Annotated in this window: 13 protein-coding genes; 10 read left to right on the top strand and 3 right to left on the bottom strand. The window is 49.9% G+C overall.

Annotation, left to right across the window (positions count from 1 at the left end):
- Position 1: 1 nt before the first annotated feature.
- The 6 genes from wecB to ACYU87_RS08415 are packed head-to-tail and all read left to right on the top strand — an operon-like array spanning position 2 to position 8,110.
- Positions 2 to 1,156, top strand: coding sequence for a non-hydrolyzing UDP-N-acetylglucosamine 2-epimerase (gene wecB, locus ACYU87_RS08440; RefSeq protein ID WP_461133586.1), 1,155 nt, complete (start codon positions 2 to 4; stop codon positions 1,154 to 1,156).
- On the top strand, positions 1,153 to 3,360 hold the full coding sequence (locus tag ACYU87_RS08435) for a bi-domain-containing oxidoreductase (protein ID WP_461133585.1): 2,208 nt from the start codon (positions 1,153 to 1,155) through the stop codon (positions 3,358 to 3,360). Before wecB ends, ACYU87_RS08435 begins: the two co-directional genes overlap by 4 nt.
- Positions 3,353 to 4,960 carry a heparinase II/III domain-containing protein gene (locus ACYU87_RS08430; protein ID WP_461133584.1) on the top strand — a complete coding sequence of 536 codons (1,608 nt, stop codon included), beginning with the start codon at positions 3,353 to 3,355 and terminating at the stop codon, positions 4,958 to 4,960. The genes ACYU87_RS08435 and ACYU87_RS08430 overlap by 8 nt, the downstream gene beginning before the upstream one ends.
- Positions 4,957 to 6,207, top strand: coding sequence for a glycosyltransferase family 4 protein (locus ACYU87_RS08425; RefSeq protein WP_461133583.1), 1,251 nt, complete (start codon positions 4,957 to 4,959; stop codon positions 6,205 to 6,207). The genes ACYU87_RS08430 and ACYU87_RS08425 overlap by 4 nt, the downstream gene beginning before the upstream one ends.
- On the top strand, positions 6,204 to 7,121 hold the full coding sequence (locus tag ACYU87_RS08420; RefSeq protein WP_461133582.1) for an NAD-dependent epimerase/dehydratase family protein: 918 nt from the start codon (positions 6,204 to 6,206) through the stop codon (positions 7,119 to 7,121). Before ACYU87_RS08425 ends, ACYU87_RS08420 begins: the two co-directional genes overlap by 4 nt.
- Positions 7,118 to 8,110, top strand: coding sequence for an MraY family glycosyltransferase (locus ACYU87_RS08415; protein ID WP_461133581.1), 993 nt, complete (start codon positions 7,118 to 7,120; stop codon positions 8,108 to 8,110). The genes ACYU87_RS08420 and ACYU87_RS08415 overlap by 4 nt, the downstream gene beginning before the upstream one ends.
- Positions 8,111 to 8,144: 34 nt before the next feature.
- Here the strand turns inward: ACYU87_RS08415 and ACYU87_RS08410 are convergent, their stop codons facing one another.
- A complete protein-coding gene (locus ACYU87_RS08410; RefSeq protein WP_461133580.1) occupies positions 8,145 to 8,618 on the bottom strand; it encodes a thioredoxin family protein in 474 nt (157 codons plus the stop codon).
- Between the two features lie 184 nt (positions 8,619 to 8,802).
- On the opposite strand from ACYU87_RS08410, the gene yihA reads away from it, so the two are divergent.
- Entirely contained in the window at positions 8,803 to 9,405 is a 603-nt protein-coding gene (yihA, locus tag ACYU87_RS08405) for a ribosome biogenesis GTP-binding protein YihA/YsxC (protein ID WP_461133579.1), read from the top strand.
- 145 nt (positions 9,406 to 9,550) lie between these two features.
- Positions 9,551 to 10,075, top strand: a complete 525-nt coding sequence (locus tag ACYU87_RS08400; RefSeq protein ID WP_461133578.1) for a DUF5606 family protein — start codon at positions 9,551 to 9,553, stop codon at positions 10,073 to 10,075.
- A gap of 181 nt (positions 10,076 to 10,256) precedes the next feature.
- Here the strand turns inward: ACYU87_RS08400 and pyk are convergent, their stop codons facing one another.
- Positions 10,257 to 11,693 carry a pyruvate kinase gene (gene pyk, locus ACYU87_RS08395; protein WP_461133577.1) on the bottom strand — a complete coding sequence of 479 codons (1,437 nt, stop codon included), beginning with the start codon at positions 11,691 to 11,693 and terminating at the stop codon, positions 10,257 to 10,259.
- Positions 11,694 to 11,922: 229 nt separating this feature from the next.
- On the opposite strand from pyk, the gene ACYU87_RS08390 reads away from it, so the two are divergent.
- On the top strand, positions 11,923 to 12,897 hold the full coding sequence (locus tag ACYU87_RS08390) for an NADP-dependent oxidoreductase (RefSeq protein ID WP_461133576.1): 975 nt from the start codon (positions 11,923 to 11,925) through the stop codon (positions 12,895 to 12,897).
- Entirely contained in the window at positions 12,894 to 13,802 is a 909-nt protein-coding gene (locus tag ACYU87_RS08385; RefSeq protein ID WP_461133575.1) for a helix-turn-helix domain-containing protein, read from the top strand. The genes ACYU87_RS08390 and ACYU87_RS08385 overlap by 4 nt, the downstream gene beginning before the upstream one ends.
- 445 nt (positions 13,803 to 14,247) lie before the next feature.
- Here the strand turns inward: ACYU87_RS08385 and ACYU87_RS08380 are convergent, their stop codons facing one another.
- The gene (locus tag ACYU87_RS08380; RefSeq protein ID WP_461133574.1) at positions 14,248 to 15,477 is read right to left on the bottom strand and encodes an outer membrane protein assembly factor BamB family protein; all 1,230 of its coding nucleotides are present in this window, start codon (positions 15,475 to 15,477) and stop codon (positions 14,248 to 14,250) included.
- Positions 15,478 to 15,572 lie beyond the last annotated feature (95 nt).

The following is a 15,572-nucleotide window of genomic DNA, read 5'->3' as shown; positions in this document are numbered from 1 at the left end:
GATGAAAATTCTTAACATTATTGGTGCCCGGCCAAATTTCATGAAAGTGGCCCCGCTGCACCGGGCTTTTTTGAGACAACCGAATACCCAGTCTAAAATCGTTCATACCGGTCAACACTACGATAGTCAGTTGAGTGATGTGTTTATTCGGCAACTTGATTTACCCCAGCCAGACTATTTTCTGAATGCCTTACCGGGGTCATCGACTCAGCAGATGGCCGATGTGATGAATAAAGTTGATGCTGTGCTCCGTCTCGAACAGCCCGATTGGGTGCTGGTGGTGGGTGACGTGACCAGCACACTGGCCTGTGCGCGGGCGGCTGTGCAGCGGGGTATTCGTGTGGTGCACGTGGAAGCGGGTCTGCGGTCGGGTGATGACCGGATGCCCGAGGAGTTCAATCGGATTGAAACTGATCGGCTTGCGGATGTATTGTTCGTGACTGAACAAGCCGGGCTGGATAATCTCCGTCGGGAAGGCATCGCTCCCGAAAAAATATTTTTTGTCGGTAATGTCATGATTGATTCGCTGGTTCGGTATCGCCGGAAAGCGGCTCAGTTGAATACCCTCGCAGAGCTGGCTATAAGTCCCAAACAGTACGTGCTGCTCACCATGCACCGGCCGACCAATGTGGATACGGAAATCGGCCTGAATAAATTGCTGAAGCTGGTGCAAACCATTGCCCAGCATAAAACGGTGCTGTTTCCGCTTCACCCGCGTACCCGAACCAGCTTGAGTCACTTTGGCCTGATGGGCCGTCTGTCAAGTATGCCAAACGTTCGTCTTCTGGGGCCGCAGGGATACCTGGAATTTCTGACTTTAATGGAGCACGCGGCCATCGTTATTACAGATTCGGGTGGCGTTCAGGAAGAAACAACCTACCTGAATATACCCTGTCTGACGTTTCGTAACTCGACTGAACGACCCGTAACCGTTGACCTGGGCACGAATCAGCTGATTGCCGACCTTACTCCTGACACCGCCTTAATAAGGGTGCTTGACAGTCTGAATGGTCGAGCAAAAATAGGACAGGTTCCGCCTTTATGGGATGGACACGCGGCCGACCGGATTGCGAACCTACTGACTTCGCTGACAGGGGAGACTACGCCACACGAACGCTCTGTTATCCAACCCCACCCAGCAAACGGATTGGCATGAAACAACTTATTCAGAACCTCAGGACCGGGGAAACGATGCTCGTTGAGGTACCAACGCCCCAGGTGCAGCCGGGCCATGTGTTGATTCAGACGCGACGGTCGCTGGTGTCGTTGGGCACGGAACGAATGCTGGTTGAATTCAGTAAAGCCAGCCTGCCGGACAAGATTCGCCAGCAACCCGATAAGGTAAGGCAGGTTCTTGACAAGGTTCAGTCAGATGGCTTAAGACCAACTCTGGAAGCGGTCGTTCGTAAATTGAATCAGCCCATACCGTTGGGGTACTGCAATGTTGGAACTGTATTGGCCGTGGGCGATGGGGTGCCTGACCTGCGCGTTGGCGACCGGGTGGCGTCTAACGGATACCATGCCGAGGTCGTTTGTGCACCCCGAAACCTGGTCGTGCCCATTCCCGATGCAGTAAGCGATAACGAAGCGACCTTTACCGTTGTGGGGGCTATTGGTCTGAACGGTATTCGGCTTCTTGCTCCGGTCGCTGGCGAAACGGTAGTGGTTATTGGGTTGGGGTTGATTGGGTTGCTCACGGCAGAACTGCTCCAGCTAAGCGGTTGTCAGGTTATTGGCGTGGAGATCAATGAAGCGAAGTGTCAGTTGGCCGCCAAGAGTGGAATAAAAGTCATCAACCCGGCGCTGGGAGCGGAGCCGATCAACGCAGTTATGGCGCTGACCAATGGCGTAGGGGCCGATGGGGTGCTCATCACCGCGTCTTCTCCGACCGATAAACTCCTGTCGCAGGCTGCCCGTATGAGTCGACAAAAGGGAACTATTGTTCTAGTGGGTGTGGCTGACTTGACCGTGAGCCGGACTGATTTGTACGAAAAAGAAGTCAGTCTTCGGGTTGCGCGTTCCTACGGGCCCGGTCGTTACGATGACGCCTATGAACAGAAAGGGCAGGACTATCCACTCGCTCACGTTCGGTGGACGGCGAACCGTAATTTTCAGGTAATTCTGCATTTTCTGGCCACCGGTCAGTTACGCGTAACGCCGTTTATTACTGAAAACGTACCACTGGCCGATTACAAAAATATATACAGTAACCTTCAATCGTCGGAGCGGATTGCCTCGCTGCTCACGTACCCCGAAGAGGCTAAGGCGACGCCGGTACTTAGGTTGCGGGAACAGGCGTACGAGCCGGGCTGCGGGGTCATCGGGGTTATTGGCGCCGGAAACTTCACGAGTGCCATCCTGTTGCCTGCTCTGAAAGCCGCCGGGGGAGTCGTCAAAACCATTGCCAGTGCTGGCGGCCTGAACGCAACGGTACTGGCCAGAAAATTCGGCATTGCACAAAGCACGTCTGACTACCAGCAACTGCTCAATGACCCTGATATTGATGTGTGCGTGATTACCACCCGGCACGATAGCCACGCCCGGCTGGCCGTTGCCGCACTGAAAGCCGGTAAACACGTATTTGTGGAGAAACCATTGGCTATTTACGCGCACGAACTACCCGCGCTGATCGAACACCAACAGCGGTCAGGTCGGCTGGTGATGGTTGGGTTTAACCGGCGATTTTCGCCTTATGCGCAAAAAATGAAAAAGCTGCTGGGTGGCGACCAGTCGGCCAATTTGCCGATGAATATTGTCGCGACTGTCAACGCGGGTTGTATTCCGGCTACGTCGTGGGTACACGATCGGGCTATCGGGGGCGGGCGAATTCTGGGCGAAGCCTGTCATTTCGTCGATCTGATCACATTCCTGACGGGAAGTCGGGTCGTGAGTGTGTGCCTGAACGCGATGGGGAGTCAACCCACCGAAACAAGCGATTCAGCCTCGATGCTGTTGCGTTACGAAAACGGCTCCACGGGTACGATCAATTACTTCAGCAATGGCAGCAAGGCCTATGCCAAAGAACGGGTAGAGGTGTACTCGCAGGATCGAACGCTGGTGCTGGACAATTTTCGAACGTTGACCGGCTACGGATTCAAAGGGTTCTCCAGGATGTCGGGTCGGCAGGATAAGGGACATGTCGAGCAAATGAAGCGATTCCTAAACCGGGTACGAGCGGGGCAGCGGCAAACGGATGACCAGCTTGATCCGGCGCAATCGCTGATTCCGTTTGACGACAGTATCAACACCACACGAACGATGTTCGCTGCTTTAGAAAGCTTACGGGAAAAACGATTTATAACCGTTGCGGATATTAGTATAACGGCGGAGAGACCGCATAAGCCAGACGAAAATGCGTAAGGCTGGGCTGATCTGGCGAACGATAAGGCACCTGACCATTCGCCAGTTGCTCTTTCAGGTGCTGATTCGCCTGCGTGCCCGGCCTCGGCTGATCTGGCCTGGAATGACACCAATGGTCCACTTCCTGACAATGCCTGACGCCGATAAGCCTGTATCGTGGCGGGTGGGAACGTTTACATTGCTCAACAGATCCTATGCACCAGGTGATAAACCAATCAACTGGAATTACCGGTACACGGGAACGATGGATTACGGTAAGCTCTGGACCTATCACTTGAATTACTTCGATTTTCTGAACCAGCCGGACATGAACCCCGATAATGGTCTTGGACTGATTCTGGATTTTATACGGCAAACCGGTTCGTTGCGGGATGGTCTGGAAACGTATCCGACGTCGCTGCGGATTATAAATTGGGTTCAATTTCTGAGTCGACATCAAATCCGGCAGGCGACGGTTAACCGCCATCTGTTTGCTCAGGTTACGTTGGTTCGTCATCGGCTGGAATACCATCTCGGCGGTAATCATCTGCTGGAAAATGGCTATGCTCTATTCATTGGTGCACTTTATTTCCGGCAACGAAGCTGGCTTCGACTGGCGACAACGCTTGTTTGTTCTGAACTGAATCGGCAGGTTTTGACCGACGGCGGCCACGATGAGCGCAGCCCTATGTATCATCAGTTACTGCTCGATCGGTTGTTAACTGTTCTACTGGCTTTGCAGCACGACACCTGGCATGGGGACTCCTCACTCGTTGAGCATCTGGCTGATAGAGCGGGCCAAATGCTCAACTGGCTGACGGCTATTACATTCCGCAACGGCGATACGCCCCTTGTCAATGACTCGGTTATGGGGGTGGCACCCACAACCGCTCAGCTTCGGGTAAAAGCAGAAGGGGTGTTGGGTGCCCAGCAAACATCGAAAAAGGAAATCAGTCTAAGCGATAGTGGCTACCGCATGGTTCGAACGGCCCGGTACGAACTCTTCGCTGACGTGGGGCCTGTTGGGCCCGATCATCAACCCGGTCATGCCCACGCCGATACGCTGTCGTTCGTGCTTCATGTGGATAATGTTCTGCTGCTTGTGGATAAAGGGGTATCGACGTATCAGATTGGCCCTCGCCGGGATCACGAGCGTAGTACAGTCGCTCACAATACGGTGAGTATAGGCAATGAAAACTCATCCGAAATGTGGGCGGGTTTTCGGGTGGGCCATCGGGCCCGATCAAACGTCCTGACCGATACTCCAACCACACTGACGGCCCAGCATGATGGGTATCGCCGACTTGGCATCATTCATGAACGAACTTGGTCTGTCGAGCCGGATCGACTCCTGATTACCGACCGCCTGAAGACTACCCGAAATCGGCGGAACCCATCGGGGACCGCTCGGTTTCATATTCACCCTGACATTCAGGTACAGCGTTCCGGTGACAGAATCACCATTGGCCCGATGCAGCTATTGGTCTCGTCAGAAACCGAACCGCTGGTATCTGTCACAAACTACGACATGGCCGACGGTTTTAATCGGTTGTGTACCGGCCAATGCCTTGAGATTCAGTTTGCCACCTATTTAGAAACCACCCTGCGCCTTGTCCAATGAACGTACTTTACTTGACCTTCTATTTTGAACCAGACATTGGCCCTGGCTCTTTCCGGAATACGGCCTTGGTGCAGGCGTTGTCCCATCAGCTTGGTTCGGATGATGCCATTCATGTCATCACGACCCGGCCCAATCGGTATCAATCGTACCAACCAACTGCTCCGGCGTACGAAGAGCAGTACTATGGCAACTGCCCGGTTAGTATTCATCGCATTCAGATTCCGACGCACAAAAGTGGCCAGCTTGGTCAGGTGCGCGCCTTCTGGACCTATTTCCGGGCCGCGTATCAACTGGCCCGTCAACAAAAATACGATCTGATTGTCGCTTCATCGTCCCGCTTGTTTACCGCTTTTCTGGGAGCAGTACTGGTCCGCCGTGGATTCGGCCGAATTTACAGTGGCCACCCCACATCATTATACCTCGATATTCGGGATTTATTTCGGGAGGTTATGCTGGAAATGAACGCAAATCCGCTGGTTCGTTACCTGTTAAACATGGTATTATGGCCCGTTGAACGGTATACGTTCAGCCGCGCCAACCACATCAACCTGATCTCTGAAGGTTTTCAATCCTACTTCCGGTCCTTTCGACAAGCGAGCTACAGCTATTTTACAAACGGGATTGACGAGGTTTTTTTGTCCATGCCTCCAAGTATGCCTGCACCGGCTACGCGCATTAAAACCCTTTTCTACGCGGGTAACATTGGACAGGGGCAGGGACTGCATAAAATTATCCCGCAGTCCGCTCGGCAATTAGGCGAAGGCTACCGGTTCATCATTTTTGGTAGTGGTGGGGCGAAAAAGGAACTGGAATGCGCGATCCGGGCGGAGAATGTTACAAATGTCGAATTGTATCCGCCTGTAAGTCAGAGCGAATTGAGTATTCACTATCAGCAAGCTGATTACTTATTTTTGCACCTCAATGACTTGGTGGCTTTTGCGCGGGTCCTGCCCTCAAAACTGTTTGAGTACGGTGCGACGGATAAACCTATTGTTGCCGGGGTGGCAGGCTATGCGGCTTCGTTTGTGCGTCAACACCTGGCCAATGCCATTGTATTTGCGCCCGGCGATGTTGCCGATTTGGTCAGGCAGGTTCGTGAAATCCCTTATCGTACCTTAAGCAGAACGGACTTCCGGGCGACCTTCCGTCGGGAAGCGATCAGCCAGTCTATGGTTCAGCAAATGCTCGATGTGGTGCCCGATAAATTGAAGAATCTGTCAAATGGACCGACCGAAACAATGCGATGAATATACTACTAACGGGCGCATCCGGGTTTGTGGGGAGCCGAATCTATCAGCAATTAGTGCCGGAGCAGTCAATGACGACAATTGGTCGAACCCTGTGCAGCCCCCAGCATATTCGGTGCGATTTGGCGGGTCAGGTCCCCGAGTTACCGACCTGTCGGTTCGACCTGGTTATCCATGCGGCTGGAAAAGCCAATGCCGTTGCCCGAACAAAGACCGAACTTCCCGACTACCAGCGCGTTAACGTACAGGGTACCCTTAATCTGCTGAGTGCCCTGGAAAAGCAAACCACTCTGCCAGCGGCTTTTGTCTATTTGAGTACGGTGCTGGTATATGGTTGCTCGTCTGGGCAAGGGATTCCGGAAACGACACCCTTGTTGGCTACTGACCCTTACGGTGCGAGTAAAGCGGAGGCCGAACGGCTTTTGCAGGCGTGGGCTACCCGCACGGACGTCCGGTTAACCATTTTGCGTTTGCCATTGGTTGTTGCTGAACCACTCAGCGGTAATCTGGCTACCATGCAAACGGCTATCCGGCGAGGCTACTACATTCGAATTGGCGACGGTTCGGCCCGTCGAAGTATGGTCAGGGCTGACGATGTAGCGGCTGTGCTCACCCGGGCGGGCGGCCTTGGCGGTACGTTTAATCTGACCGATGGGTATCACCCGCCGGTTTGCGAACTGGAAGACGCGCTGGCCCGAAAACTTGGCCGTAGAAGTCCCATTTTTTCCATTCCCCTCCCGTTGATGAAACCCATTGCCCAACTTGGCAACGGGATCAATGCTGTCATTGGCCGACGGTTTCCGGTCGACTCGATTGCACTGAAAAAATTAACGAGTACGCTTACTTTTTCTGACGAACGGGCTCGCCAGCACCTTGCCTGGCAGCCGCGCCCGGTGCTTGATTTGCTGCAATGAGCTTACCCGATTATTTCTTCTTAACCCTTTTTCTGATCGCTGCCGAAGCGTTTTATATCCTGCTGGCGCGTCGGGTGGGGTTGTTCGATAAACCAAACGAGCGTTCTGCTCATACAGACGGCGCGACTGTCCGGGCGGGGGGCTTCGTGTTTTATCTGGCCGCTATGGGGGTTGTCATCTTTGATGAAGCGAATCGGTTGTATCTCGGAGTAGGGCTGACGACTATGATGCTTGTCAGTTTCTGGGACGATGTTGCGCCGGTTTCCAAACGCCTTCGCCTGATCGTTCATGGGCTATCGGTGGGGTTGCTATTGATGCAGGAGCGCGACGTGTCTAGCCATGGGTTGTTTCTTTTCGGGTTACTGGTGCTGGGTGTGGGCATCGTTAACGCCTACAATTTTATGGATGGTATCAACGGGATGACTGCTTTTTACAGCCTGGTTACCGTAGCGACGCTTTGGTTCTGGCAAACCCACTTACCGGGAGGAGCCGATTCACTGTTTCCTTGCCTTTGTATCGCACTGCTTATTTTTAGCTACGTCAATGCCCGGCGGCAGGCCATCTGCTTTGCGGGCGACGTGGGCAGTATTGTCATGGGGTTTACGGTGTTATACGGCCTTCTGCAATGCATCAACCGAAGTCATACGTATCTGCCTGTTCTATTTCTTTCGGTTTACGGCGTCGATACGGTAACGACCATTCTTTATCGAGTCTATTCACGACAGAATATTCTGCAGGCGCACCGTCTTCATCTGTTTCAGTTGCTGGTTCACCAGAGGAACTGGCCACATCTGCGGGTGTCGGCTCTTTACGCGTTGGTGCAGGTCAGTATCAATCTACTCGTAATGGCGGCTGTAAATTGGTCGCTAATGAGCCAGTCTTTGGTAGTTGGGTTTGTGTTGGGGTGCCTGACGTTAACGGGTGTATGGGCCAGAATCAAACTGGGTAAAACACAAAAGGTCGGCTTCGAAAAGCCGACCTTTTGGTAAAAAATCTTGTCATGTCAGCGTGCACCCGACTTTTCTATTTCACGCTTTTGCCAATGGCAATCAGGTTCTCCGGTGTTTGAAGGCCCAGAACCTTCTTCAGTATTTTTCCATTGCCATCAATGAACAGCAGGGTAGGGTACGCTTCCAGCGGGTAAACCTGCGACAGAGCAGGACCTTCGCCTTTTTCCATATCCATTTTCACATTGATGAATTTCTCGTTGTAAAAATCGCCAACCGCCTTTTTGGTGAATACGTTTTTCTGGAGCAGTTTGCAGGGGCCACACCAACTGGCGTAGGCATCCAGGAAAATCACTTTTTTCTCGGCTTTCGCTTTCTTTAAAATATCTTTCCAGGAAGCTTCTGTGAACTGAATACCCGCGGCATCATCGCTCAAAATACGCTTGCTGTCGTTTGTACGATGCCCTTTTGGTGGAGTAGAGCCCGCATGAATTGGTAAAGAGTGAACACCAACCAGCAAAATCGCCAGGAGCCAAATAACTTTTTTCATAGTCGAACCGGGGAACCGGCAGTCTTTATGGTTTTCGGGATGATAACGAACGAAGCGGTATTTTTCGTTTCCGCCGATGCGTCGTTTTGCAGAACATAGTTAACAGATAGAATGGCAAATTACAAATCATGTGCCATTCTCCTTAATCTTTCCGAACTTTGCGGCCGTTTTAGTCCATTACACTATGCCTGTTAAGCAAGCCGAATTCATCGTCAGCAACTCCAACCCGGCTCTCTGTCCAAAGCCCGACCGACCCGAGTACGCCTTCATTGGTCGTTCGAATGTGGGTAAATCGTCGCTGATCAACATGCTGACGAGCCGGTCGTCACTGGCCAAAATTTCGGGAAAGCCTGGTAAGACTCAGTTGATTAACCACTTTGTGATTGACAATGAGTGGTATCTGGTCGATCTGCCCGGTTACGGTTATGCCCAGGTGAGCAAAACTGAGCGCGAGAAGTTTGCCGCCCTGATTGATGGATACCTGACGAGTCGCCCGAATCTGCTGTGCATCTTTGTGCTGGTCGATTCGCGGATCGAGCCGCAGAAGCTGGACCTCGATTTTATGGCTAATCTGGGTGAGCGGGGCTTACCGTTTGTCATTGTGTTCACCAAGACGGAAAAGCTTAACGCAACCAAACTCCAGACTACGCTGGATAATTACCGCGCGAGACTGCTCGAAGAATGGGAAGAAGCTCCGCAGTTTTTCGTTACGTCTGCCGTTACGGCCGCCGGGCGCGAAGACCTGCTGGCCTTTATTCGGCCTTTAAACGAGGGATATAAAAAATAAAAGAGTGAACGAGCGAAAGAGCGATTCGCCTATTTAATACCAGGCTGGTTAAGTAATCTTTCGCTCATTCACTCATTCGCTCTTTCGTCCTTAAAAAGGCAATACACGCAGCAAAATACACGTTACCAATTTACAAAGTCTCTTTATGGAAGCATTAAAACAGATTGCCAATGTGGCTGGCTACAGCGGCCTTTACCGAATTTTGAAGCCCGGCCGGGCGGGTGTTATCGTTGAGTCACTGGACGAAAAGAAGGCGAAAACGATGATGGGACCAACCGCTCGTGTGTCCGTCCTGAATGATATTTCTATTTATGTAGATGACAATGAGGAGCAGTCAATCCCATTGAGTGCCGTACTGACCGAAATTAATTCAAAATACGGGGAAACTTTACAGGTCGATCCGAAGGGGTCGAACGAAGAACTGGCAGATTTTATGGCATCGGTTGTACCGGCTTATGATCGTGACCGTGTTCGCACGGCCGATATTAAGAAGCTGATCATCTGGTATGGTATTTTGCGGCAGTTTGCTCCGGACGTATTTACCGCAGCCGCCGAAGAACCAACCGCAGCCGAGCCAGAAACGGCTGTGACAACCGAAGAAACAACAGTCGAAGAAGCACCCGCTGCTGAAGCGTCTGTTGTAGACGAAAAGAACGCAACAAAAGCGTAAAAAGCTTAAACATACCTCGTCTTACCGGGTTAATTAGTCAGGTAAGACGAATAAAATTCTTCATTTTCAGTGAGAACAGAAAAGCCGCGATGACCATTGGTTTCGCGGCTTTTTAGTTTGGTATGCGTGGTAAACGGCTATTGCGTCGGCTATATATTACACAGAGCTTGGCTACTTATCGCTAGTCTACCGTACTCAACTTAACGGTGTTGGTACGACGGGCCTGAGTAAGCGGCATACTAAGCGTATTGATGAAAATATCGCCGGAAGCCAGCAGTTTCTGACTAACAAGCGTTTGTTTGATTCCTTCAACTGTCTGGTCAATCGTCAGATCCAGATTAGGCTCGTAAGGCAGCACCTGAACGCCCCAGTACAGCCCCAGGGTATTCCGCAATTGAGCGTCGTTCGAGAAAACAAATAAGTCGCCTTTTGGACGGTGATGCGAAAGGCGAACCGCCGTATAACCCGAGTTAGTGATACCGATAATGGCTTTTGCCTTGGTATCACGGGCCAGGCGGCAGGCGCTCATCACTACGTTGTCGTTGATGGCGTTTTCGCTTGGTTGCTCGTTTACCTGGGCGTGGTACCGATAATAGATTTTATCGGTAGCGCCTTCAACCTGGCGAATGGTGTTGGCCATGCTCTCGACCGCCAGAATCGGGTATTTGCCCGACGCCGTTTCGGCACTCAGCATGACAGCATCCGCTCCATCCATTACCGAATTGGCAATGTCGTTGATTTCTGCGCGGGTTGGTCGTGGCGAGTCGATCATGCTTTCGAGCATCTGGGTAGCCACAATAACGGGTTTTGCAGCCCGATTGCACTTTTCCACCAGCATTTTCTGGATCATCGGAACCTCCTCGGCTGGTAATTCAACGCCAAGGTCACCCCGGGCAACCATCAGGCCATCCGTAGCCGCAATGATTTCGTCGATATTCTGAATCGCTTCCGGCTTTTCGATTTTAGCGATCACGCGGCTTTTCTTTCCTCTCGACCGGATGTATTCTTTAATCTCAAGAATTTCAGACGCTTCGCGCACAAACGACAAGGCAATCCATTCTGCGTCATGTTCCAGACCAAATTCCAGATCGGCCCAGTCTTTATCCGTAACGGCGGGCATGGATACCTTCGTGTTCGGCAGGTTTACGCCTTTTTTCGATTTCATGGAGCCGCCATAAACGACTTCCGTCACTACATCGGTGCCCTCTGTGCGGAGCACTTTTACCTCCAGTTTGCCATCGTCCATCAGGATACGTTCGCCCGTGTGTACGTCGCGGTACATGTCTTTATAGGGGGTACTGACGCGCTGGGCTGTTCCGATAATATCGTCGTTGGTGAAGACCAGTTCCTGGCCGGCCTCTATCAAAACGCCATCTTTATGTTCAACGTTACCGATACGGATTTTAGGGCCCTGTAAATCTTGCAAGACGCACAGGTTGAGGTTATGCTCGGCGTTCAGCTCACGAATGCGGGTGAGCCGCATCAGGTGATCTTCGTGGGTGCCGTGAGAAAAGTTAAGCCGGAATACGTTTACTCCTGCTTTGGCTAAGGCCAGTAGTTGCTCTTTCGTTTCGGAAGCCGGGCCAACAGTAGCCACGATCTTGGTTTTCTTAGACATGAGGGGCGGAAAAAAATTGGGCAAAATTGGCCAATAGCCAGTGCAAAAATAACCGACTGGTCTGATAAACGGTGGTATTTGTGTAAATTTTACGAGAACCCTTACCTGACTCCCGAGCCCAGCCCATTGCTGCCCAGCTGTTTTGGCTAAGACAAAGGGCATTCCGGCTAAATCTGTTTTGGCAGGCGTAGTGAAATTTGTGTCATCAACACAAACAGAAAAAGACGGTATGAAAGCAGTTAGAATTCATGCATTCGGCGGAGTCGATATGCTGACAGTGGAAGACATAGGGCGCCCCGTTCCTGCACCGGACGAGATTTTGGTGAATGTATATGCCAGTGGCGTGAACCCGGTAGACTGGAAAATTCGGGAAGGCGGCAACGACGTTCTGCGGTCTTTTCTGACATTACCTTTAACATTAGGCTGGGATGCGGCTGGTGTGGTGGAAGCAACGGGCAGCGACGTAACCGGCTTTCAAAAAGGGGATGCCGTGTACGGAGTTCCCAATTTTCCCGGTGATGGAAGCTATGCCGAGTATTGTACGGCGAAAGCAACTCAATTCGCCATGAAGCCCAGGAATATCAGCTTTATTGAAGCGGCTGGTGTGCCTCTGGCAGCCCTGACGGCTTGGACGGGTATGTTTCACTGCGGAAAGCTACAGGCGGGGCAACGCATTCTGATTCAGGGTGCATCGGGTGGGGTGGGTAGTTTTGCGGTGCAATTTGCCAAAGCAAAAGGGGCCTATGTAATAGGTATGGCTTCGGCTCAGAATCACGATTATCTGAAGCAGATTGGAGCCGATGAAGTAATCGACTACAGAACCCAGACATTCGAGGATCTGCTGCACGACATAGACGTGGTTCTGGAAGCGTCGCCGATTCGTGACAACAGTGTACGTGTCAGATCGGTGGGCGTCTTGAAAGAAGGTGGTATATTAGTGAGCGTCAACGTCGATTTGCCGTTTACGGATGATGTGTTGGAAGCGCTTGCCCGTAAACAGGCAACGAGTGAACTGGCGGCTGTTCAGTCCAGACAGGACTGGCTGGAAGAGATTGCCCGGTTGATTGATGAGGGTCACGTGCAGGTACACATCAGTAAAGTGTTCCCGCTGGCGCAGGTGGCTGAAGCACACCGCGAAAGTGAAAGCTGGCACGTACGGGGTAAACTCGTATTGGAAATTGTAACCGAAGCTAAACAGGTATGAAGTCGTTTAAGACGATTAGTGAATTCCATGCGTTCCGGAACTTGCCCAAACCGCAACATCCGCTGATTAGTGTGATCGATGTCGAAACGGTTCCGCATATTGATGGCGAGGAACCCACGAATCTGGTGCTGAATTTTTATTCCATCGCGGTAAAAAGAATGCACAACGTAACGATGAAATATGGACAGCAATCGTTCGATTTTAATGAAGGTATCCTGTCTTTTATGTCGCCCAACCAGGTATTCAGCATGGCGGTTGACGATAAAAAAGAAGTAGTTAAAAAATCGGGGTGGGTGATTTACATTCACCCCGATTTTCTCTGGAACACGCCATTAGCGAAAACCGTTAAACAATACGATTTCTGGGACTATTCGCTTCATGAAGCTTTGTTTCTGTCGGCAAAGGAGGAAGCGATCATTACCGGCATTATGCTGAATATTAAGCAGGAATATGAGGCTAATATTGATACGTTTAGCAAGCCGATTATCATCTCGCAACTTGACAGTTTGCTGGCTTATGCAGACCGGTTTTACCACCGTCAGTTCATCACCCGAGAAAAGTCGGCTCATCAAATCCTTGACCGGTTGGAAACGTTGTTGAACGCCTATTTCAACAGCCCCGATAGGATGGAAAAGGGATTGCCAACCGTTCGCTCCGTTGCCGAGCAACTGAATCTTTCGCCGAAGTATTTAAGTAACGTATTGCGGTTATTGACAGGCCAAAATACGCAGCAGCATATTCACGAAAAGCTAATCGAAAAAGCCAAAGAACGCTTATCGACCACGAATCTGAGTATTGGTGAAATAGCCTATGAACTGGGTTTCGAACACCTGCCATCTTTCAGCAAATTGTTCAAGACAAAAACGAAACTATCGCCAGTAGAATTCAGAGCTTCGTTCAACTGATAATGAACGGGATGGAGCGTAATTTGATAAAGGAAGCAAATCGCATGTGGACAGAATATTTGTAGATTGGTTCATCTGTTCTGAGTGGAATATTGATAGCTGCACAACCTTGCGTAAAACTAAATATACCATATAAACAGAATAACACGATTAAACAAATCCAACCGGCTCCAGACGATTCCTACGGAGTGATTTACAAAGGCAGTCTCATTTTGCCAGTATTATTAATGCTTGTTCTGGTAATGGTATTCTGGTGGTTTCTACGAAAACGTAAATAAAGTGATTTTGCGAAAGTGCTTCGGCGGAAATACATTGTCCTCTTTTTTGTCATGCTGACACAGAATGCATCTTCGGTAGCTGAATTAATCAACTCATTCGAAGATACTTCCTGCGTCAGCATGACAAAAAATATCTGAATCGCTTCAGCAGGCCTACTTAGGCTATGCTAGTTTGTTGCGCCACTGTCAGTAGAATAGGCTCCGTATATTTCTCCATTTTTAACGACTAAGGCACTTGAATTGACGTAGCTTTTTGTCTTAAATTCCCACTTACTCTGGCCTGTAGTCGCATCTATTGCGTAGAAAGAGAATTGTTCACCGCCGAAATAAACTAGATCATTGGCTATAACAGGGCTACTTACTGTATCGAAAGTTCCTTTAAAAACAACCCACTTCTTTTCACCTGTAGTAGCATTAATAGCAATCATATTATGACCTTCATTACCCCCTATATACAAGGTATTATTAACAACCACGGGGCTGGAAGAGTAATTACAACGCATATCTGTAGACCATTTCTTTGTTCCTTTGGTAGCATCGATAGCCTGTACCATTAAATCACCAGCAGTATATAGGGTTCCATTACTTATGATAGGACTCACTAAAAAGGAGGATCCTCCTTGTTCCCGCACATATTCCCATTGCTTAATGCCTGAAGCTGCATTCAATGAAAAAATTTTTCCATCGACTTGAGGATAACTATTAAGTAATGTACTGGAAATAAAGACTTGCCCCTTTTCGACCACCGGGCTGGAAAAAATAGGACTACCGGCGTCAAACTCCCATTTCTTAGCACCGGATACCGCATCTAAAGCATAAAGCTTGTTATTTGTGTAAAGTGTTTGACCATAGCTACCTACGTAAACAGTCCCATTGACAACAGTAGGGCTAGAGTGAACTACCCCGCCTGTACTATAGGACCACCGTTTCATTCCTGAAAGGGCGTCCAAGGCATATACGTTTTTGTCATTACTTCCCACATAAACAATACCGTTAACAACAGTAGGGGATGAATCAATAGACGCTCCAGATTTATATTCCCACCGTTTCATTCCTGTAGTAGCATCCACAGCATAAAGGCTACCATTATGATGACCTACGTAAAGCACACCTTTATTAATGATAGGGGAGGAAATGCCTGTTCCAATAGAAAAGGGTAAATTATTGACGGAGTCCATCGTAAACTTCCATCGCTGGCTTCCTGTCAACGCATCAAGAGCATAGAGATTACCGTCTTGACTCGTGAAATAAACGACATTGTCCGTTTGTATTAAAATGTCTGGTTGTTTTCTACAACCAACAAGAAAGAAGTGTGTGAATACTAAAATGATTAGAAAAAGACGCATATAATCAACGAAAAAAAGAATTGTCAATTCTACTTCAAGAAATGTCAGCAAAAAGAATAATCGAACGAAATGTATACTGATAAGCGGTTTAATTGAATGGGTTGCACAACCAACTTTATGTAAAAGGAAATAAAAAGAAGGTAGGC

This window comes from Spirosoma lituiforme (assembly GCF_054776635.1).
The sequence above is the reverse complement of the archived record's forward strand: the minus strand, read 5'-3'. Positions and strand labels throughout refer to the sequence as shown.